Annotated in this window: 12 protein-coding genes, 1 tRNA gene and 1 pseudogene; 6 read left to right on the top strand and 8 right to left on the bottom strand. The window is 51.6% G+C overall.

Translation table 11 applies throughout. The features are described 5' to 3' along the window. Positions 1-13: 13 nt before the first annotated feature. From MIB40_RS04535 to MIB40_RS04525, 3 genes are all read left to right on the top strand, one after another. A tRNA-Glu gene (locus tag MIB40_RS04535) sits at positions 14-89 on the top strand. Between the two features lie 125 nt (positions 90-214). Then, on the top strand, positions 215-1,681 hold the full coding sequence (locus MIB40_RS04530) for a M20 family peptidase (protein WP_249691305.1): 1,467 nt from the start codon (positions 215-217) through the stop codon (positions 1,679-1,681). Between the two features lie 95 nt (positions 1,682-1,776). Continuing rightward, positions 1,777-2,724, top strand: coding sequence for a LysR family transcriptional regulator (locus MIB40_RS04525; RefSeq protein WP_249691302.1), 948 nt, complete (start codon positions 1,777-1,779; stop codon positions 2,722-2,724). 180 nt (positions 2,725-2,904) lie between these two features. On the opposite strand, the gene MIB40_RS04520 is transcribed toward MIB40_RS04525, so the two are convergent. Beyond that, positions 2,905-3,462: a hypothetical protein gene (locus MIB40_RS04520; RefSeq protein ID WP_249691300.1), complete on the bottom strand. Its 558-nt coding sequence runs from the start codon at positions 3,460-3,462 to the stop codon at positions 2,905-2,907. Positions 3,463-3,585: 123 nt separating this feature from the next. After that, positions 3,586-5,184: an isocitrate lyase gene (locus tag MIB40_RS04515; protein WP_249691298.1), complete on the bottom strand. Its 1,599-nt coding sequence runs from the start codon at positions 5,182-5,184 to the stop codon at positions 3,586-3,588. 587 nt (positions 5,185-5,771) lie between these two features. Between MIB40_RS04515 and MIB40_RS04510 the strand changes: the two genes are divergently transcribed. After that, positions 5,772-7,952 carry a malate synthase G gene (locus MIB40_RS04510; RefSeq protein WP_249691296.1) on the top strand — a complete coding sequence of 727 codons (2,181 nt, stop codon included), beginning with the start codon at positions 5,772-5,774 and terminating at the stop codon, positions 7,950-7,952. A gap of 91 nt (positions 7,953-8,043) precedes the next feature. Here the strand turns inward: MIB40_RS04510 and mqo are convergent. Continuing rightward, positions 8,044-9,717, bottom strand: a pseudogene (gene mqo, locus MIB40_RS04505) (malate dehydrogenase (quinone)); the annotation flags it as partial. A gap of 143 nt (positions 9,718-9,860) precedes the next feature. On the opposite strand from mqo, the gene MIB40_RS04500 reads away from it, so the two are divergent. Both MIB40_RS04500 and MIB40_RS04495 read left to right on the top strand, forming a co-directional pair. Beyond that, the gene (locus tag MIB40_RS04500; protein WP_249691293.1) at positions 9,861-10,799 is read left to right on the top strand and encodes a LysR family transcriptional regulator; all 939 of its coding nucleotides are present in this window, start codon (positions 9,861-9,863) and stop codon (positions 10,797-10,799) included. Between the two features lie 93 nt (positions 10,800-10,892). Further along, a complete protein-coding gene (locus MIB40_RS04495; RefSeq protein ID WP_249691291.1) occupies positions 10,893-11,753 on the top strand; it encodes a bile acid:sodium symporter family protein in 861 nt (286 codons plus the stop codon). Here MIB40_RS04495 and MIB40_RS04490 read toward each other — a convergent pair. From MIB40_RS04490 to hflD, 5 genes are all read right to left on the bottom strand, one after another. Then, positions 11,750-12,535 carry a secretin N-terminal domain-containing protein gene (locus MIB40_RS04490; RefSeq protein WP_249691288.1) on the bottom strand — a complete coding sequence of 262 codons (786 nt, stop codon included), beginning with the start codon at positions 12,533-12,535 and terminating at the stop codon, positions 11,750-11,752. The two genes, MIB40_RS04495 and MIB40_RS04490, sit on opposite strands and share 4 nt — an antisense overlap. Next, positions 12,532-13,590 (bottom strand): GNAT family N-acetyltransferase, encoded by a 1,059-nt coding sequence (locus tag MIB40_RS04485; RefSeq protein WP_249691286.1) that lies wholly within the window; start codon positions 13,588-13,590, stop codon positions 12,532-12,534. The genes MIB40_RS04490 and MIB40_RS04485 overlap by 4 nt, the downstream gene beginning before the upstream one ends. 22 nt (positions 13,591-13,612) lie before the next feature. Next, a complete protein-coding gene (locus tag MIB40_RS04480) occupies positions 13,613-14,731 on the bottom strand; it encodes a cupin domain-containing protein (RefSeq protein ID WP_249691284.1) in 1,119 nt (372 codons plus the stop codon). Between the two features lie 105 nt (positions 14,732-14,836). Then, positions 14,837-16,204 (bottom strand): adenylosuccinate lyase, encoded by a 1,368-nt coding sequence (purB, locus tag MIB40_RS04475; protein WP_249691282.1) that lies wholly within the window; start codon positions 16,202-16,204, stop codon positions 14,837-14,839. A gap of 62 nt (positions 16,205-16,266) precedes the next feature. Further along, positions 16,267-16,887, bottom strand: a complete 621-nt coding sequence (gene hflD, locus MIB40_RS04470; RefSeq protein WP_249691280.1) for a high frequency lysogenization protein HflD — start codon at positions 16,885-16,887, stop codon at positions 16,267-16,269. Between the last annotated feature and the right edge of the window lie 4 nt (positions 16,888-16,891).

Below are 16,891 nucleotides of genomic sequence, written 5' to 3'. Positions count from 1 at the left end.
CCAAGAAGGTTTTGTCCCCTTCGTCTAGTGGCCTAGGACACCGCCCTTTCACGGCGGTAACAGGGGTTCGAACCCCCTAGGGGACGCCACTTTTTAAGCCCGGCTTTATGCCGGGCTTTTTCTTGCCCAATTTCTGGATTCAAACAATCGTTTGTATGGTCTTCGTTGCCAAGCTTCGCTAGCATGTATCGCTTGGCAAATTAGAGATACAACAATGAAAAGAATTCTTCTGATTTTGGCAGCTGGCTTGTTATTGTTGCTTGTGGTTTTGCTGTTAAGGACGCAGCTGTTTTCCGAGCCTGCTTCGCAAGGGGTTGTCGAGCCAGCCCAGGTGCTGCTCGACGAGTCGGGTGCGGTGAACCGACTTGCCGGGGCGCTCAGATTTAAAACCATATCGCGTCCGGGTCCCGGCCCACAAAATCCCGCGACCTTTGGCCCCTTTGTCGAGTACCTAAAAAGCAGCTTTCCAGCTGTATTTTCCAGGCTTCAAGTGGAAACGGTAGGTGGTTACAGTTTACTGATACGCTGGCCGGGTAGTGACGCTTCGTTGAAACCGATTTTGTTGCTTTCCCATATGGATGTCGTGCCGGTGATACCGGGTACTGAGAAGCTCTGGATTCATCCTCCGTTCGGTGGTGTCGTTGAAAACGGGGTTGTCTGGGGGCGTGGTGCGCTGGATGATAAATCGGGTGTACTTGGCATTCTCGAGGCGGTCGAAACGCTGTTACGTCAAGGTTTTGTGCCTGAACGTGAAATCTATCTGGCGTTCGGAGATGACGAAGAGGTTGGGGGTCAGCAGGGCGCACTGGCTATTGCAAAGCTGCTCAAGAAGCGTGGGGTTGAGCTCGAGTTTTTGTTGGACGAGGGTGGGGCGATTACCAGGGGTATCGTGCCTGGAATGGACGGACCTGTCGCGTTGATTGGGCCGGCAGAGAAAGGTTATTTGAGTCTTTCGTTGAGCGCTCAGGATACGGGTGGTCACTCATCGCAGCCGCCGACTACGACGGCGGCAGGTCGGGTGGCTCGAGCTGTCGAGCGTATCCAGTCGCAGCCGTTTCCCTTGTCGATGGAATTCACGGGTGAATTTATCTCTCACCTGGGCTCTGATATTCCCTTTGTCCAGCGCCTGCTGTTTGCCAATGCCTGGTTGTTTGAGCCTTTCATAGGGCATTTTTTGCCTGAAAACCCGGCGCTGGTAGCGGGTATGCGCACGACGACGGCGCCGACCATGCTCAAGGGCAGTGTTAAAGACAATGTTTTGCCCATACAGGCGCAAGCGGTGATCAATTTCCGTATCTTGCCAGGGGAGACGTCAGCCACGGTCACTGATCGAGTAACGGCGCTGGTTGATGATCCATTGGTGTCTATTAAACCTTACGGATTTGTGTCCGAGCCTTCGGGTGTCTCTTCGACTGAGAGTTATGGATACCAGATACTCTCGCGCTCGATTCGTGAGGTGATTCAGGATCCGCAGTTGGTGGTTGCTCCAAGGTTGGTAATCGGAGCTACGGATGCCCGGCATTTTGAATCCGTAACGGATTCCAGTCTTCGTTTTCTGGGGGTTACTCTTGGGCCGGAAGAGTTAAAAGGGTTTCATGGTACGAATGAACGGGTCACGGTTGAGGGTTATCTGGAGGCAGTGAAAATTTATTATCAGTTGCTTCTCAATGCGGCGGGATAAATAGTCCGTTATTGCCTTGTTTTTTCGGGCGACAGTGGCGCGAGTTTTTGTCATAATTTTGCTTGCTTATGGACTTCTAAGGCGGCATTAAACGTATGAATGTAAATCGCGTTGATCTCAACTTGCTGGTTTATCTGGATGTGCTCCTGCGAGAGCGGAACGTCACTCGAGCCGCAAACCAGTTGGGAATTACCCAGCCCGCGATGAGTAATGGATTGCGTCGTTTACGCGACCTGTTTGAGGACCCCTTGTTGATCCGAACAAGTGAGGGGATGACGGCCACGGAGCGGGCGCTGGAGCTGCAGCCGGTGATTCGCAATGTGCTAGCGACCATCGATAAGGCGGTTCAGCCACAGAAGGATTTCGAAGCCCTGACCACGGCGCGTGTTTTTCGCATCATGGCCAGTGATTATGCCGAAGCAACCCTGATTCCCCGTGTTCTTACCCGTCTAAGGACCGAAGCACCCGGGGTTACCCTGGATATGTTGACACCGAGTGATGTCAGCTTTCTTGATGTTGAGCAGGGCCGTGTCGATATGGCGATTAACCGGTTCGACCAGATGCCTCAGTCTTTCCATCAGACAACGGTATGGTTAGACGGGTTTTCCTGTTTGATGAGTGTCGATAATCCGCTGGTTGATCGCTTTGACCTGGACGCCTACCTGAGCTCTCAGCACATCTGGGTGAGTAAAACCGGTATGGGTGTGGGGGTGGGTGTTGACCCAAAGGATGTTCAACGACTTGGCTGGGTAGATGAGGCGCTTGCAAGGTTGGAAAAGAAGCGCAATATTGCAGTTTTTACCCGGCATTATCAGGTCGCAATGCTGCTGGCGCAACAGCGAGACCTTATCGCGACCTTGCCGAGCAGGGCGGCTGAGTTGCAGCGAAATAATCCTGAGATTGTCATCAAGGCGCCTCCCTTTGACATTCCTCCTATCGAGCTGAAAATGGCCTGGAGCCCGCTGTTGCAGCACAACCCGGGTCACCAATGGCTGCGGCGACTCATTTCCGATGTGGCCAAAGAGGTTCGTACCCCACACTAGGGAGGCGTGTTTGTAGTTCCGGTCTTTTTTGGAGGGGTAACCCTGTCGGCACCAAATTGAGGGCAAAAAAAAGACCGCCGAAGCGGTCTGAGCAAGAAAAGGTATCAACTGCTGAAAATGAGTGCCTGTGGCTTTATGTGCAGTTGCTTATTAAATTGTTTATCTAGCAATCAGTCGCTTTTAGGTGAGTGCTTGAAGATGTTCGGCATCAATGTCGGCGTTTATATACGCCATGCCCAGCTTGTTTAAATAATCCAGACGGTCTGATTTTGCTGGATTCATCACTGGGGCATCAAACCCGTGTTCTTTGTAGAGGTTGGCGAGGTACTCTAAATAATCATTGCCTTCGACCAACAACAGACTTGCAGCGCCTACGTCAGGTTTGACGGTTGTATTGATCTCCTCGGGGAGATTGATCGCTAGAACTGCGGGAGCCTCTTCGATTCCAGTATGAGCGGCGCGCTGTTTTACCGTTTGCGTTGCCCAATAGAAGGCCAGCTCTTTGCTTTGGGTCAGAAATACTGGCTCAACAGTTTCGGTGTAGCTATTGCCGATCGTAGCCATTATCTGTTTGGTTGTTTGTTTTAACGCTTTATCGCCAGAGCGCTTTAAGCCCTGTTGTTCGATTGATGCAAGCAAAGTGGACGACGTACCATGATACCAGGTGCTTCCAACCGCAAAGCCATCTTTGGTCAGTAAATCCTTTGCATCTTGTAAGTTGGTTGGAACGTTCATCATCGGTCTCGCTTTGTGAGCTCTTGCAACAAGTTTAAGAAAAGGCGGCACAGGTTTCCCAGGGGCCGCCTTTTCAAACACTTCTAATCTAAGCCTTGGTAGTCAAGGTTAGATAGCCCATTCAGCTTAGCTGAACTGGTTAGAAGTGTTCTTGGCTCCACCGGCTTTCAGTGCAGCTTCGCCAGCGTAGTATTCCTTGTGATCGTCACCCATGTCAGAGCCTGACATGTTCTGGTGCTTAACACAGGCGATACCTTGACGGATCTCTTTACGCTGAACGCCAGCAACATAACCCAGCATGCCTTGCTCACCGAAGTACTCTTTTGCCAGGTTGTCAGTAGACAGCGCAGCAGTGTGATAAGTCGGCAGAGTGATCAGGTGATGGAAGATGTTTGCTTCACGAGAGCTGTCAGCCTGGAATGTACGGATACGAGCATCGGCTTCGGCAGACAATTCAGAATCGTCATACTCAGCAGACATCAGGTTTGCACGGTCGTAGGCAGAAACGTCTTTACCTTCAGCTACCCAGGAATCGTAGGCCTGCTGGCGGAAGTTCAGCGTCCAGTTGAAAGAAGGGGAGTTGTTGTACACCAGCTTCGCGTCAGGGTGAACTTTACGAACTTCGTTCATCATGCCAGCGATGTCGGCAACGTTAGGTGTGGCTGTTTCGATCCACAGCAGGTCGGCACCGGCATTGATGGCTTCTACGCAATCAAATACGCAGCGCTCTTCACCAGTACCCTTGCGGAATTCATACAGGCCAGAAGCCAGACGCTTAGGACGAACCAGTTTGCCGTTGCGGCTGATCAGAACATCACCTTCGGCGGTGTCTTCTGGAGAAACTTCTTCAACATCCAGGTAGGAGTTGTAAACGTCACCCTGATCGCCAGGCTGTTTAACAACGGCGATTTCTTTGGTCAGGCCAGCGCCTTCAGAGTCGGTACGCGCAACGATAACGCCGTTGTCGACACCCAGCTCCAGGAAAGCGTAACGCAGGGCACGGATCTTAGCGTGGAAGTCAGAGTGAGGTACGGTAACTTTACCGTCCTGGTGACCACACTGCTTCTCGTCAGCAACCTGGTTTTCGATCTGCAGGCAGCAAGCGCCGGCTTCGATCATCTGTTTGGCCATCAGGTAAGTTGCTTCAGCGTTACCGAAACCGGCATCGATATCAGCAATAATGGGCACGACGTGAGTGACGTGGTTGTCGATCTTGTCTTGAGCAGCGGCTTCAGCGGCAGAATCACCAGCTTCGCGAGCGGCGTCCAGCTCACGGAACAGACCACCCAGTTCACGGGCATCAGCTTGGCGCAGGAAGGTGTACAGCTCTTCAACCAGGCTAGCAACAGCTGTTTTCTCGTGCATGGACTGATCAGGAAGAGGGCCGAAGTCAGAACGCAGGGCAGCAACCATCCAACCAGACAGGTAGAGGTAGCGACGATCAGTCTTACCACCGAAGTGCTTCTTGATAGAGATCAGCTTTTGCTGACCAATGAAGCCGTGCCAGCAGCCCAAAGACTGGGTGTACTTGGTCTTATCGGCATCAAAGGCGGCCATGTCGGCGCGCATGATGTCGGCGGTGTATCGGGCAATGTCCAGACCGGTTTTGAATTTGTTCTGAGCGCGCATGCGAGCGACAGATTCTGCGCTAATCGCATCCCAAGGGCTGCCCTGAGAATTGATCAGAGTTGCAGCAGTATCGATATCTTTTGCGTATTGAGACATGGTCGATCCTTTAAAGTAGGAAAGTAGGTTTGCAACTTACCAGCGGACTGGTGGGGTTGTGTTACGCCGGCAATCTTAGGGATTGTGATTGCATAATTGAAATAAATGTCGCTTATTTCTGTTATTCAGGTAAAGAATGCTGAATAAATCCCACCATCCGGTAAGAGGGCTCAGGTATACCGGAATTAATAGTGGCCAGCTATAAGCATAAATGCGTACAGGTTCTATCATGATAATTGATCATATTTAGGCAAAATAAAAACTAGAAATATATTTAATATATTATCCTAAGATTCTGAATTATATGGATATTTGCGTTTTATTTAGTGAGTCTTAATTACTTCAATTTATAACATTAATAAAAGCTTTCCGTATGATGGAATTGGTTCCGGGATGCCGGCCCTCCCGTTGCACTGCTTTTCTGTTAACGTGAGCGCATAAATGAGTTGCTAGCTATTCATTAAAAGAATATCGGGAATAACAGCTATAAATTAGCGGAATTTAAGGCGGCTCATTACAATCGCTGCAACTCTCTGTACGCAGAGTGCACTACTATTGCGTTTGGCAAAACTAGAGGCTCTTAGACTATGACCAATCGAATCCAGCAAGGCGGGCTCCAGATCGCCGAAGAACTGTACAACCTGATTAATAACGAAATTGCTCCAGGTACTGGTGTTGAGGCCGTTACTTTCTGGATTGAGCTCGAATCAATCCTGAACGATTTGAGCCCTAAAAATCGCAGCTTGCTGGCCAAGCGGGATGATTTTCAGGCGAAGCTGGATCAATGGCACAAAGAGCATGCAGGACAGCCTCATGATGCGGCCGCGTATAAAAGCTTTTTGACCGAGATTGGTTATCTGCTGCCTGAGGGGGATGACTTTAAGGTAGAAACTCAGAATGTTGATACGGAAATTGCCTCACAAGCAGGTCCTCAGCTGGTTGTTCCGGTCAAGAATGCTCGTTTTGCTTTGAACGCTGCGAATGCTCGTTGGGGCAGTTTGTATGACGCCTTGTACGGGACCGATGCAATTTCAGAAGAGGGTGGCGCTGAAAAAGGTACAGGATATAACCCGGTTCGTGGTGCTAAGGTTATCGAGTTTGCCCGTAACCACCTGGATGCTGCAGCCCCTCTTACTGGTGGCAAGAGCCACAAGGATTCTACCGCCTACCGCGTTGAAAACGGTCAACTTGCAGTAGCCCTTCGGGATGGTGATGTCGTCACTCTGGCCGAGCCCGAAAAGTTTGTTGGATTCCTGGGTGAGGCGTCCGCGCCTACCTCTGTTTTGCTGAAGAACAATGGCTTGCATATCGAAATTCAGGTCGATGCTTCTACCCCTGTCGGTAAAGGTGATGCGGCTGGCGTTAAGGATTTACTGGTTGAAGCTGCTGTCACCACTATCATGGACTGCGAAGACTCGGTTGCCGCGGTCGATGCTGAGGATAAGGTAGAGGTTTACAGTAATTGGCTGGGACTGATGAAAGGTACGCTGGAGGATACTTTCCAGAAAGCTGGCAAGCCCGTGACTCGCCGCTTAAGTGATGATCGTAGCTATACAGCCCCCGACGGTAGTGAGTTGGTATTACATGGCCGCAGCTTGCTGTTTGTCCGCAATGTTGGCCATTTAATGACCATTGATGCGGTGTTGGACAAGGATGGCAATGAGATCCCTGAAGGTATTCTGGATGGCATGGTTACTGTCCTGGCTGCGATTCACGACCTGAAAGGCAGTGGTGAGCGAGGCAACAGCCGCAGTGGCTCGGTTTATATTGTTAAGCCCAAGATGCACGGTCCTGAAGAGGTCGCGTTCACCTGTGAGCTGTTTGCTCGCATCGAGGATGCACTAGGGCTGGCTCGCAATACCCTCAAAGTAGGGATTATGGATGAAGAGCGCCGCACTACGATTAACCTCAAGGAATGCATTCGTGTAGCCAAAGAGCGGGTTGTCTTTATTAATACCGGCTTCCTCGATCGTACCGGTGATGAGATCCATTCCAGCATGTTGGCGGGTGCCATGATTCCCAAGGCATCAATGAAGGCTCAGCCCTGGATTAATGCTTACGAGGATTGGAACGTCGACAAGGGGCTCGCTTGTGGGCTACAAGGTAAGGCGCAAATAGGTAAGGGAATGTGGGCCATGCCGGATGAAATGGCCGCCATGCTGGAGCAAAAAATTGGACATCCCAAGTCGGGCGCGAATACCGCCTGGGTGCCGTCGCCAAATGGCGCTACTTTACACAGTACCCATTACCATCAGGTGAATGTTGTTGCTCGTCAAAATGAATTGGCCAACAGTGCTCGTGCCAGCCTGGATGATATTCTGACGATTCCTGTGATGGCTGATCCATCGACTCTGACCGAGCAGGACATTCAGCAGGAATTGGACAACAATGCCCAGGGTATTTTGGGGTATGTAGTACGCTGGATCGACAGTGGTGTCGGCTGCTCGAAAGTGCCGGATATCAATAATGTTGGCTTGATGGAAGATCGTGCTACTTTGAGAATCTCCAGCCAGCATATCGCTAACTGGTTGTGTCACGGTGTTTGTACGCAAGAGCAGGTGATGGAAACCATGAAGCGTATGGCTGTTGTGGTGGACGAGCAAAATGCCGGTGATGCTACTTACCGGGCTATGGCGCCAGGCTATGATGGGGTTGCTTTCCGTGCAGCTTGTGATCTGGTGTTTAAGGGCATGGAGCAACCCAATGGTTACACCGAGCCGCTGTTGCATGCCTACCGCCGTGAGGCTAAGGCACAAAACGCAAGTTAAGTGGCCCTGATACCAGGAACAAAAAAGCCGGCGTTTGCCGGCTTTTTTGTGGAGACCCGATAGCCTTTTTTAGGGGGTTCGCTTGGCCTGCTTAGGCTCTGTTAGGGCCTTTGATGTCGTCGTTTGAAGCGGCCTTGAGTGGTTGCTTGATGGATGATAATTGTGCGTATTTCTGGCTGCTGTCTCGCTTCGCTTGCTCGGTCTGGCTGGATTTATGGGGGAAATCCGGATGCTGATCAATTGGAAGGATGACACGATCGGCAGGTTTCTTAGTGCTGTTAGCGTTGAACAGGCCCAGGGTTTCAAGCGTCTGTGGGCGGAGGTTTCGCAGGTGATCCGCATCCTCAATCAGAGAAGTGTTGTGCGAGGGGATCATAGTCCGCATTTTTTGCTGCCAGTCACTGCTTTGCATCTTCTCTTTGAAGCAGCTGTTGAGCACATTTAGCATAGCCTGAACGGCGATAGAGGCACCTGGTGAAGCACCCATCAGGGCTGCAAGGGAGCCATCTTTGGAGGTGACTACTTCGGTACCAAATTCCAGGGAGCCTTTGCCCTTGGCGTCTTTCTTGATGACCTGAACTCGCTGTCCAGCCGTGGCCAGCGTCCAATCTTCACTCTTGGCCAGAGGCAAGTAGTGACGCAGTGATTCCATGCGTGATTCGTTGGACTGCAAAGCTTCCTTGATCAGGTATCGGGTAAGATCCAGGTTGTTGATACCGACGGAGGTCAGGGGCATCAGATTGTCGGTGCGTACAGAACCCGGCAGATCCATCAGGGATCCATGCTTGAGAAACTTGGTAGTAAAGCCGGCAAAAGGGCCGAACAGAAGGGCTTTTTGGCCGTCGATCACGCGGGTATCCAAATGGGGTACCGACATGGGCGGTGCGCCAATGGCGGCCTTACCGTAGACTTTTGCGCTATGGGCAGCAACGGTTTCCGGGTCTTTACAGACCAGCCATTGACCGCTAACGGGAAAGCCGGCGTATCCTTTGGATTCTGGAATATTGGACTTTTGCAACAATGGCAATGTGCCACCTCCTGCCCCGAGGAATACAAAAGCGCTATTCAGAGTCTTTTTATGGCCCGAGCTACGGTCGCATAGAGTTATCTGCCAGCGGCTATCGGCCAGTTGCTCAAGTTCGCTAACTTCATGGTTCAGTAGCAGATCAAAATCTTCTTGCTGTTGCAGAGAGTCGACCATATTACGTGTCAGGGAGCCAAAATCGACATCTGCTCCCTGTACCATGCGGGTTGCAGCAACCGGTTCGGTGGGGTCTCTGCCGTCCATTACCAGAGGCATCCAGTTTTGAATTGTCTCGGGGTCTTCACTGTACTCCATGCCCTGAAACAGGTGGTGCTGACTCATCTGTTCGAATCGCTGTTTCAGAAAGCTGACATTGTCATCTCCCCAAACAAAGCTGCAGTGGGGGGTCGGATTGATGAAGTGTTGCGGAGCCGGAAGGGTTTGCTGTTGAACCAGGTAACTCCAAAGTTGCAGTGACAATTCAAAGGCAGCGTTGATGCTGAGGGCTTTACCGATCTCCACGCCATCATTGCTTTCGGGCGTATAATTCAGCTCACAATAGGCGGCGTGGCCAGTACCTGCGTTGTTCCAGCCGGAAGTGCTCTCCTGGGCAACAGCATCGAGACGTTCCACCATGCCGATTCGAAGGGTGGGGTCAAGCTCTTTCAGAAGAGTAGCAAGTGTGGCGCTCATTGTTCCTGAGCCCACCAGTAGTGCGTCGAAGCGATCGTGAGTCATGGTCGTTACCTCGGCTTGGTTGGCAGCTTGTGGAGGATCGTCCCCACGGGTGCCGTTACTGAATTTTGTAGGCGCTACTGTACCCTGATTGGCTCATTAGTAAAAATTGATATAAATTATGTTAATCATTAATAAAGGTATATGGGATGAGAGCCACTCTACATCAACTAAAGGTCTTCCATAAGGTTGCCACTCTGATGAGTTATACGGCAGCGGGCAATGAAATGGGCATGACTCAGCCTGCCGTCAGCATTCAGTTAAAACAGCTGGAAGAGCACATTGGATTGCCATTGTTTGACAAGGTGGGCAAATCTCTGTCACTGACATCACCGGGTAAAGAACTTTATGAATTCTGTACCGATCTGTTTGTCCGTTTTGACAATCTGGAGATGACACTGAGTGCAATGAAGGGTGGATTAGAGGGTGAGTTTCGCCTGGCAGCGGTCACCAGCGCAAAGCATTTTACTCCGCATCTGTTAGGCGCCTTCCATAAGCAGTTTCCCAAGGTGAAACTGCGGCTCGATGTCGTGAACCGGGAGCAGATCATTCAACGTCTCAAGGATAATAAGGATGATCTGGTGATTATGGGGCTAGTACCTGAGGCAATGCCGCTGACCTGTTATCCCTTTGTTGATAATCCCATTGTGCCTATCGCCAGTCCCTCACATCCCTTGGCAAAGCAGCGGAATATTCCTCTGGTTGAGCTGGAGAAGCATGACTTTATCTTTCGGGAGATGGGCTCGGGTACCCGGAAAGCCGTTGAGGAATACCTGATCGGGGAAGGGGTCAATATTCAACCTACGATGATGTTGGGAAGCAGTGAAACCATCAAGGAGGCAGTGATGGCTGAACTGGGAATATCGGCCGTATCCCGTCACAGTATTACGTTGGAGTTGGCAACCGGTTGCCTGGTTGAATTGGAGGTGGAAAACTTCCCCCTCTATCGTAGTTGGCATTTGGTGCATCACCAGTCCAAGCATCTGACGCCTATTGCTCGAACATTTATTGATTTCGTGCTGTCGCCGACCCAAAATATCGAAGAGCTCTGCAATCGTTTTCTGGAAACCCATTACGTACAGCAGTAGCGAGGCTGTCGTTGTCCAAGATAGAGTAAATCCTTGCCGGCGTTTTGAATGTCGGCGTTTGTCCCTGTTATTGAATATTGCAAGGAATGCCTTTTGTCACAGATCGCAATGACTATCATTTTACCGATAGCTCTTGGCTGGATTATGTTTTGTGTCGGTTTGGCATTAACACCGGCCGATTTTCGTCGGGTACTGGTTACTCCCGGGCAGGTTGTTACCGGCCTTGTGCTTCAGCTTGCTGGCCTGCCTTTGCTGGCATTAAGCCTGATTTACCTGATGGATCTGCAAGGTATTGTGGCGGTGGGTTTGTGGTTGTTGGCGTTGTCTCCGGGCGGGGCAACTTCGAATGCAATCAGTCAGATGTGTGGGGGTGATGCCGCGCTGTCCATCACCCTTACTGGAATGACCAGTCTGATTGTGCCCCTGAGCATGCCTTTGTTGCTTCCCGTCGTGCTGGCTGGTGTTGAGCTTCAGTTGCCTTACAAAACAGCTGTTCTGCAGTTGACCGTCGTAACTGTGGTGCCGGTTGTTATCGGTATGTTGCTCAGGCATTTGGGCCGGCGAGTCGTCGTACGAATTCTTCCCTGGATGCAGCGGTCTGCGTTTACCGCGTTAGTGGCAACGGTGGTGGTTATTGTGTTGGCGAATCAGCATGTGGTGGCGGCTCTTTGGTCTTTGGCCGCGTTGGCGGCTCTCTTGTTGTGCTTGATGGGAATGTTGTTGGGCTATTGCGTCAGTCGTTATTGGCGTGATCATCCGGCTTTAGGGCCGACCTTTGCCGTTGAGGTTGGCATTCAAAATGCCGGTACGGCGATCTTTGTCGCTGCAGTGATGTTGCAGCGGCCCGAGCTGGCGATGACGCCGCTTGTTTACGGAGTGTTGATGAACATACCGGCGTTGCTTTTGATTGCCCGGAGGCATAGACGTAGCGTCGTGGTAGGCGGGCAGGCTTAAATCTCGTCGACCTTCAAATAAAAACCACCGCTTCGATTAAGGGTGCTTGAGCTTCGAGCATTGATTTGTTGGTTGTTTTGTTGACTGGATTCATCCAGCCCGCCGATTGGTGCCCATTCACCGAGTTGAACCTGGACACGGGTGGCGGTGCCGCGGGTGTTAACGATTTTGCTGTTGTTGGATTGCAATCGGTCATTCGTGGCTTCCAAGCTAACGCTGGCGATGTTGTCTCTGACGTGCACCGTCACGTAGAACCCCCTTACTGCTGATTTATAGGTGGTGCTAGTGCTCCAGCCGTTGCTGCTGCGGACAGGAAACTGCTCGCCAATATAGATAAACGCGGGTTGCCCCTCCATTGCACGGACGCTCTGGGTGCCTTTGCCTTCTCGTGAGCGAGTGCCGTAATCGATGGTAATCTGGTCTTTGTCCTTGTCGCCTACCGAAATCTCTGTATCACCGGCGCTGATAGATCCGTCGACCCGGATTCGGCGGTTGTTTCGGGCGGTTCTTTCATCCTGGGTGACGCTGATCATCAGTTGGCGTATTGGGCTGTCGAGCTGATTGATCAGTGATTCCAGTTGATCAAAGTTATCGGGTGTCGTTTTGATAATCAGGGTGTTGTTAAAGGAGGTTACCGTGCCGCCCGGGGAAACGATTTCGCGCAGGGTCGGAACCAGTTCTGACGCCAGTTGATGCCTGGTATCAACAGCATAGGTTTTCATTTCCGCCATTAAGGGCAGGGATGGAAAGAGCAGCATTAAGCTCAGCAGCCAGCGTTTCATAATGACATCTGCCTTATATCCAGGGGGACTATGGAGTGATTCCAGGCATGTTTTATTCGTTCCTGCCACTGTTTGACCCTCGGTGTATCGTTGAAGTTTCCACGTAAGGTTAATGGATTGTCATCCGTTAACTCCAGCCAGCCCGCAGTGTCGGCCAATATCAGGCCCAGGCTGTCCACTGGGTAGCTGGGCACTGTGCAGCGCAGGGTGATCAGACTATTGATTCGTTGTTGCAGTTGAAGAAGGGGGTGGTGCTGTTTTATCAGAGGTTCCGGATCGTTGATCAGCAGCTGAACCTGGCTAAGCGGATTGCGGCGGGCGCTTTTGGAGATTGCTTGTAATACCTTAGGGTCGGCAAATAGCTGCGGAATCAGGGTTGGGGCGTAAATAAAAACTTTCTGGTCTGCCTGGGCTATTAATGCGGCTATATGATCGATGATCTCTGAGGAAGAGCGCAGTAGGGGTAAAGCACCGGTAAAACCCAGTTTGGCACTGGTTTCTATGGGGCTGTCGGCAGGGCGTTCTGCTTTGGGGTTGTAATTATCCGGCGATGGGGCTTTTACCACCGCGCGTGGGCCCGCATGATCCGCCGTGAATTCTATGGGACGGTCCAGCTGGTCAACTGCCCTGGTCATTGCCTGATGGGGAATGCCGGCTTCCTCGAAAGTATCTCCCCGAGCGATATAGCCGAGCTGCTGGTAAAAATCGATGCTGGTATGTTGGGCATGAAGCTGGGTGTTATCGATGCCCCGTTGGGCTGCTATGTCGTGCATGTAGCTCATCATGCTTTTGCCAAACCCTTGGCCCCTGAAGGGTTTTAGCGTTGCTACACGGCCAATTCGACCGTCGGTGAGCATCCTTGCGGTTGCCACAGGCTTTGCGTGTCCTTCGTCGTAGAGAAGGAAGTGTAAGGCATCTGCGTCCTGTTCATCGGTCATCAGTTGGCGATCGATGCCCTGTTCCTGATGGAATATGTCGAGCCGAAGTTCCATGGCCTGTGCTTCGGCTTCGGGCCATGTCAGTTGCACAATGTAGAAGCGGGGAGCAGGTTGCATAGAAGCTCTGTCGTGCTATCGATCAGTCAATTAATTCGATGGTACCGAGAGCCAGGAGTTTTGTCAGTAACTCCTGTTGATCACGATTAAATGGCCCGGTGAAGGGAAAGCCGCTGGCTACCTGTTGGCAAAGTGCAAAAAAGGACCTATTGGTAACGATCCTGACGCCATCGGCAAACAGTTCCAGTGTTTCTGAGGTTTGCGTGAAGGCGAGTCGATGTCCCGGGGTGAGCTGAACACAGGCATGTTCGGCCAGCATATCAACCGCTTCGGGCTGTGGTGGTTCATCAAACTTGGGTTCGGTAACGTACCGACCGAAAAAGTCTCGCAGCAACTCGGGATTATCGAGCGTATCCAGCAACAGCTGCCGTACTCTGGTCAATGCTTTTTGATCGATTTCGCCACTAGCAGAAGGCAGCTCGAGGTCTGAATCCTGGTATCGATTCTCTGCAGGCAGTTGACTGCAAAGCTCATCGCAAAAGCGGCTCAACAGGTCGGCCGTTGCGGGGGCGCGAAAGCCAAGAGAGTAGCTGATGCTATCTCCCCGTGAAACTCCGTGGTGGGCCAGTCGGGTTGGTACGTAGAGCATATCGCCCGGTTCCAGTACGTATTCCTGGCTGGGAAGAAACTCTTGTAGCAGTTTGAGTTGTGGGTGGGGTAGAAGGGGCGTTGTGTGATCGCACCATTGCCCCAGTTGCCAGCTGCGTGTTCCTTCGGCCTGTAACAGGAAGACATCGTAGTTGTCGTAATGAGGGCCAACACTGCCTTGGTCGGTGGCGTAGCTGATCATAACGTCATCGACGCGCCAACTGGGAATAAAGTCGATGCTACGCAGCAACGTATTCACTTCATCCAACCACTGATCGGCACCTTGTATCAAAAGGCTCCAGCGGTTTTGCGGCAGCTGTGCGAAACGCTGTTCATCAAATGGGCCTTTGAACAGCTGCCAGTCTTTATCTCCAGACTGGACAACTAAACGGGATTCCACCTCCTCTTCCAGGGCCAAACCTGCCAGCTCTTCAGGGGGCAAATGACTACCAAAACCGGGTATGGCCTGACGGATCAGGAGCGGCTTTTTTTGCCAGTATTCGTTGAGGAAGTGCTTAGGGGAGACATTACCTAAGAAAGGGTGTGTGGTCACAGAATCTCCGGTGCAGCGGTTGCTTCCGGGCCATGGTATCAGGCGCAGAGTGACTAACGAAACCGGGCACTAGCCTATAGTGCCCGGATTAATAGCGAGCAATCGTTAAATATTGCGGGCCTGAGCGATGGCATTGCCAATGTAGTTGGCGGGTGTCAGGGTCTTGAGTTGTTGCTTAACCTCTTCCGGCAGTTCAAGGCTGTCGATAAAGACTGCCAGAGTTTGCTGGTTGATGGTTTGGCCGCGAGTCAGGGCCTTGAGCTTTTCATAGGGCTGCTCGATACCATAACGGCGCATCACCGTCTGGATCGGTTCTGCCAACACCTCCCATGAATTATCCAGATCCGTGTCCAGTCGCGCCGCATTGACTTCCAGCTTGCTGATGCCTTTCAGGGTGGCTTGATAGGCGATCAAGCTATGCCCAAGTCCCACGCCCAGATTGCGCAATACGGTGGAGTCCGTAAGGTCACGCTGCCAGCGGGAAATCGGCAGTTTGCTGGCCAGGTGTTGCATGATGGCGTTGGCAATGCCCAGGTTACCTTCGGAGTTTTCAAAATCGATCGGGTTTACCTTGTGGGGCATGGTAGAGGAACCTACTTCCCCGGCGATGGTCTTCTGCTTGAAGTAACCCTGGGAAATGTAGCCCCAGACGTCACGATCGAAGTCGATCAAAATAGTATTGAAGCGGGCAATGGCATCGTAAAGTTCAGCGATATAATCATGAGGTTCAATTTGAGTGGTGTAGGGGTTCCACTCGAGACCGAGACTCTGCACGAACTGCTGGGCGTTGGCTTGCCAATCCACTTCAGGGTAAGCCGAGAGGTGGGCGTTGTAGTTACCGACGGCGCCGTTGATCTTGCCCATAGGCGTGATCGAGGATATCTGAGCGAGTTGGCGTTGCAGGCGAGCCGCGACATTGGCCATCTCTTTACCGACCGTCGTCGGAGAAGCCGTTTGGCCGTGAGTGCGCGACAGCATGGGTTGCTCGGCCAGTGTCAAGGCCAGATTTTTGATGGCATCAATGACCTGTTCCATTTGGGGTAACAGGCATTGGTCACGGCCTTCGGCGAGCATCAATGCATGCGACAGGTTGTTGATATCTTCCGAGGTGCAGGCGAAGTGGACAAATTCGGAGATCTGGTTCAGCTCCAGGTTATCGGCGAGCTGCTCTTTGATAAAGTATTCGACGGCTTTGACATCATGATTGGTGGTGCTTTCGATCTCTTTAATGCGCGCGGCGTCGGCTTCACTGAATTGATCGGCGATACGGTCGAGCAGGGCATTGGCTTCGGGGCTCAAAGGGGGGACTTCAGAGATTTGAGGGTGTTCAGCCAGGCATTGTAACCAGCGTACTTCAACAATAACCCGGAAACGAATCAGGCCAAACTCGCTGAAGATAGGGCGCAGGCTATCAGTTTTATTTCCATAGCGGCCATCAATTGGGGAGACGGCTGTGATAGATGAAAGTTGCATGTTTCTGTTCCGGAATTAGAGTTGATTGGCGGGGCGCATAATACACAAAAGTTGTGGGCTTTTCAGGGGCGTAAAAGGTGGTTCACGCAGTCGAGCATCTTCTTGCGTCCAAGAATTAACTGCCAGCGATAACCGCCGACCTGGCGCCAGAGCATGGTAGATCGAATGCCGCCCAGCAGGCAGGCACGAATACGCTGAGCGTTATCGGTGCTTTGCAAATGGCGCACGTCACCGGTGACATGGATGCGGCTGGAGAACGTGCTCAGGGTGTCCTGATACAGAGATGCCAAGGCACCAACGATGTTCTCGTGAGTGACATCGAAGTGTTTTCTTTGCTGTTCTATTTGCTCAAGTCGATTACCAAGAGTGGCAAGCATCTCGTTGTTTTTAGAAAGCTTTTTCTCGAGCTGCATTAGCGTGAGAACATAACGAATGGCATCTCCTGTCATCGATTTTCGATCTCTTTCTAGCACATGCTTGAGATGAGTCAGGCCAAGGTAGAGTCCGTGTCGCCCCTGATAAACATCCTCAACGGAACCTGGGTTTGTTATCAGGATGCTGGCCAGGGTGCATTCAAAGCTGTCTTCGGGTGCATTGCCGGTACGAGCAATTTTTTCAACCAATACGGCGGCCTGAAAAATGCCAGCCAAAGAGAGAACCTGTTCTTCAAAGCTGTGTGCCATAGTC

This window comes from Aestuariirhabdus haliotis, from assembly GCF_023509475.1.
Classification (GTDB): domain Bacteria; phylum Pseudomonadota; class Gammaproteobacteria; order Pseudomonadales; family Aestuariirhabdaceae; genus Aestuariirhabdus; species Aestuariirhabdus haliotis.
The sequence above is the reverse complement of the archived record's forward strand: the minus strand, read 5'-3'. Positions and strand labels throughout refer to the sequence as shown.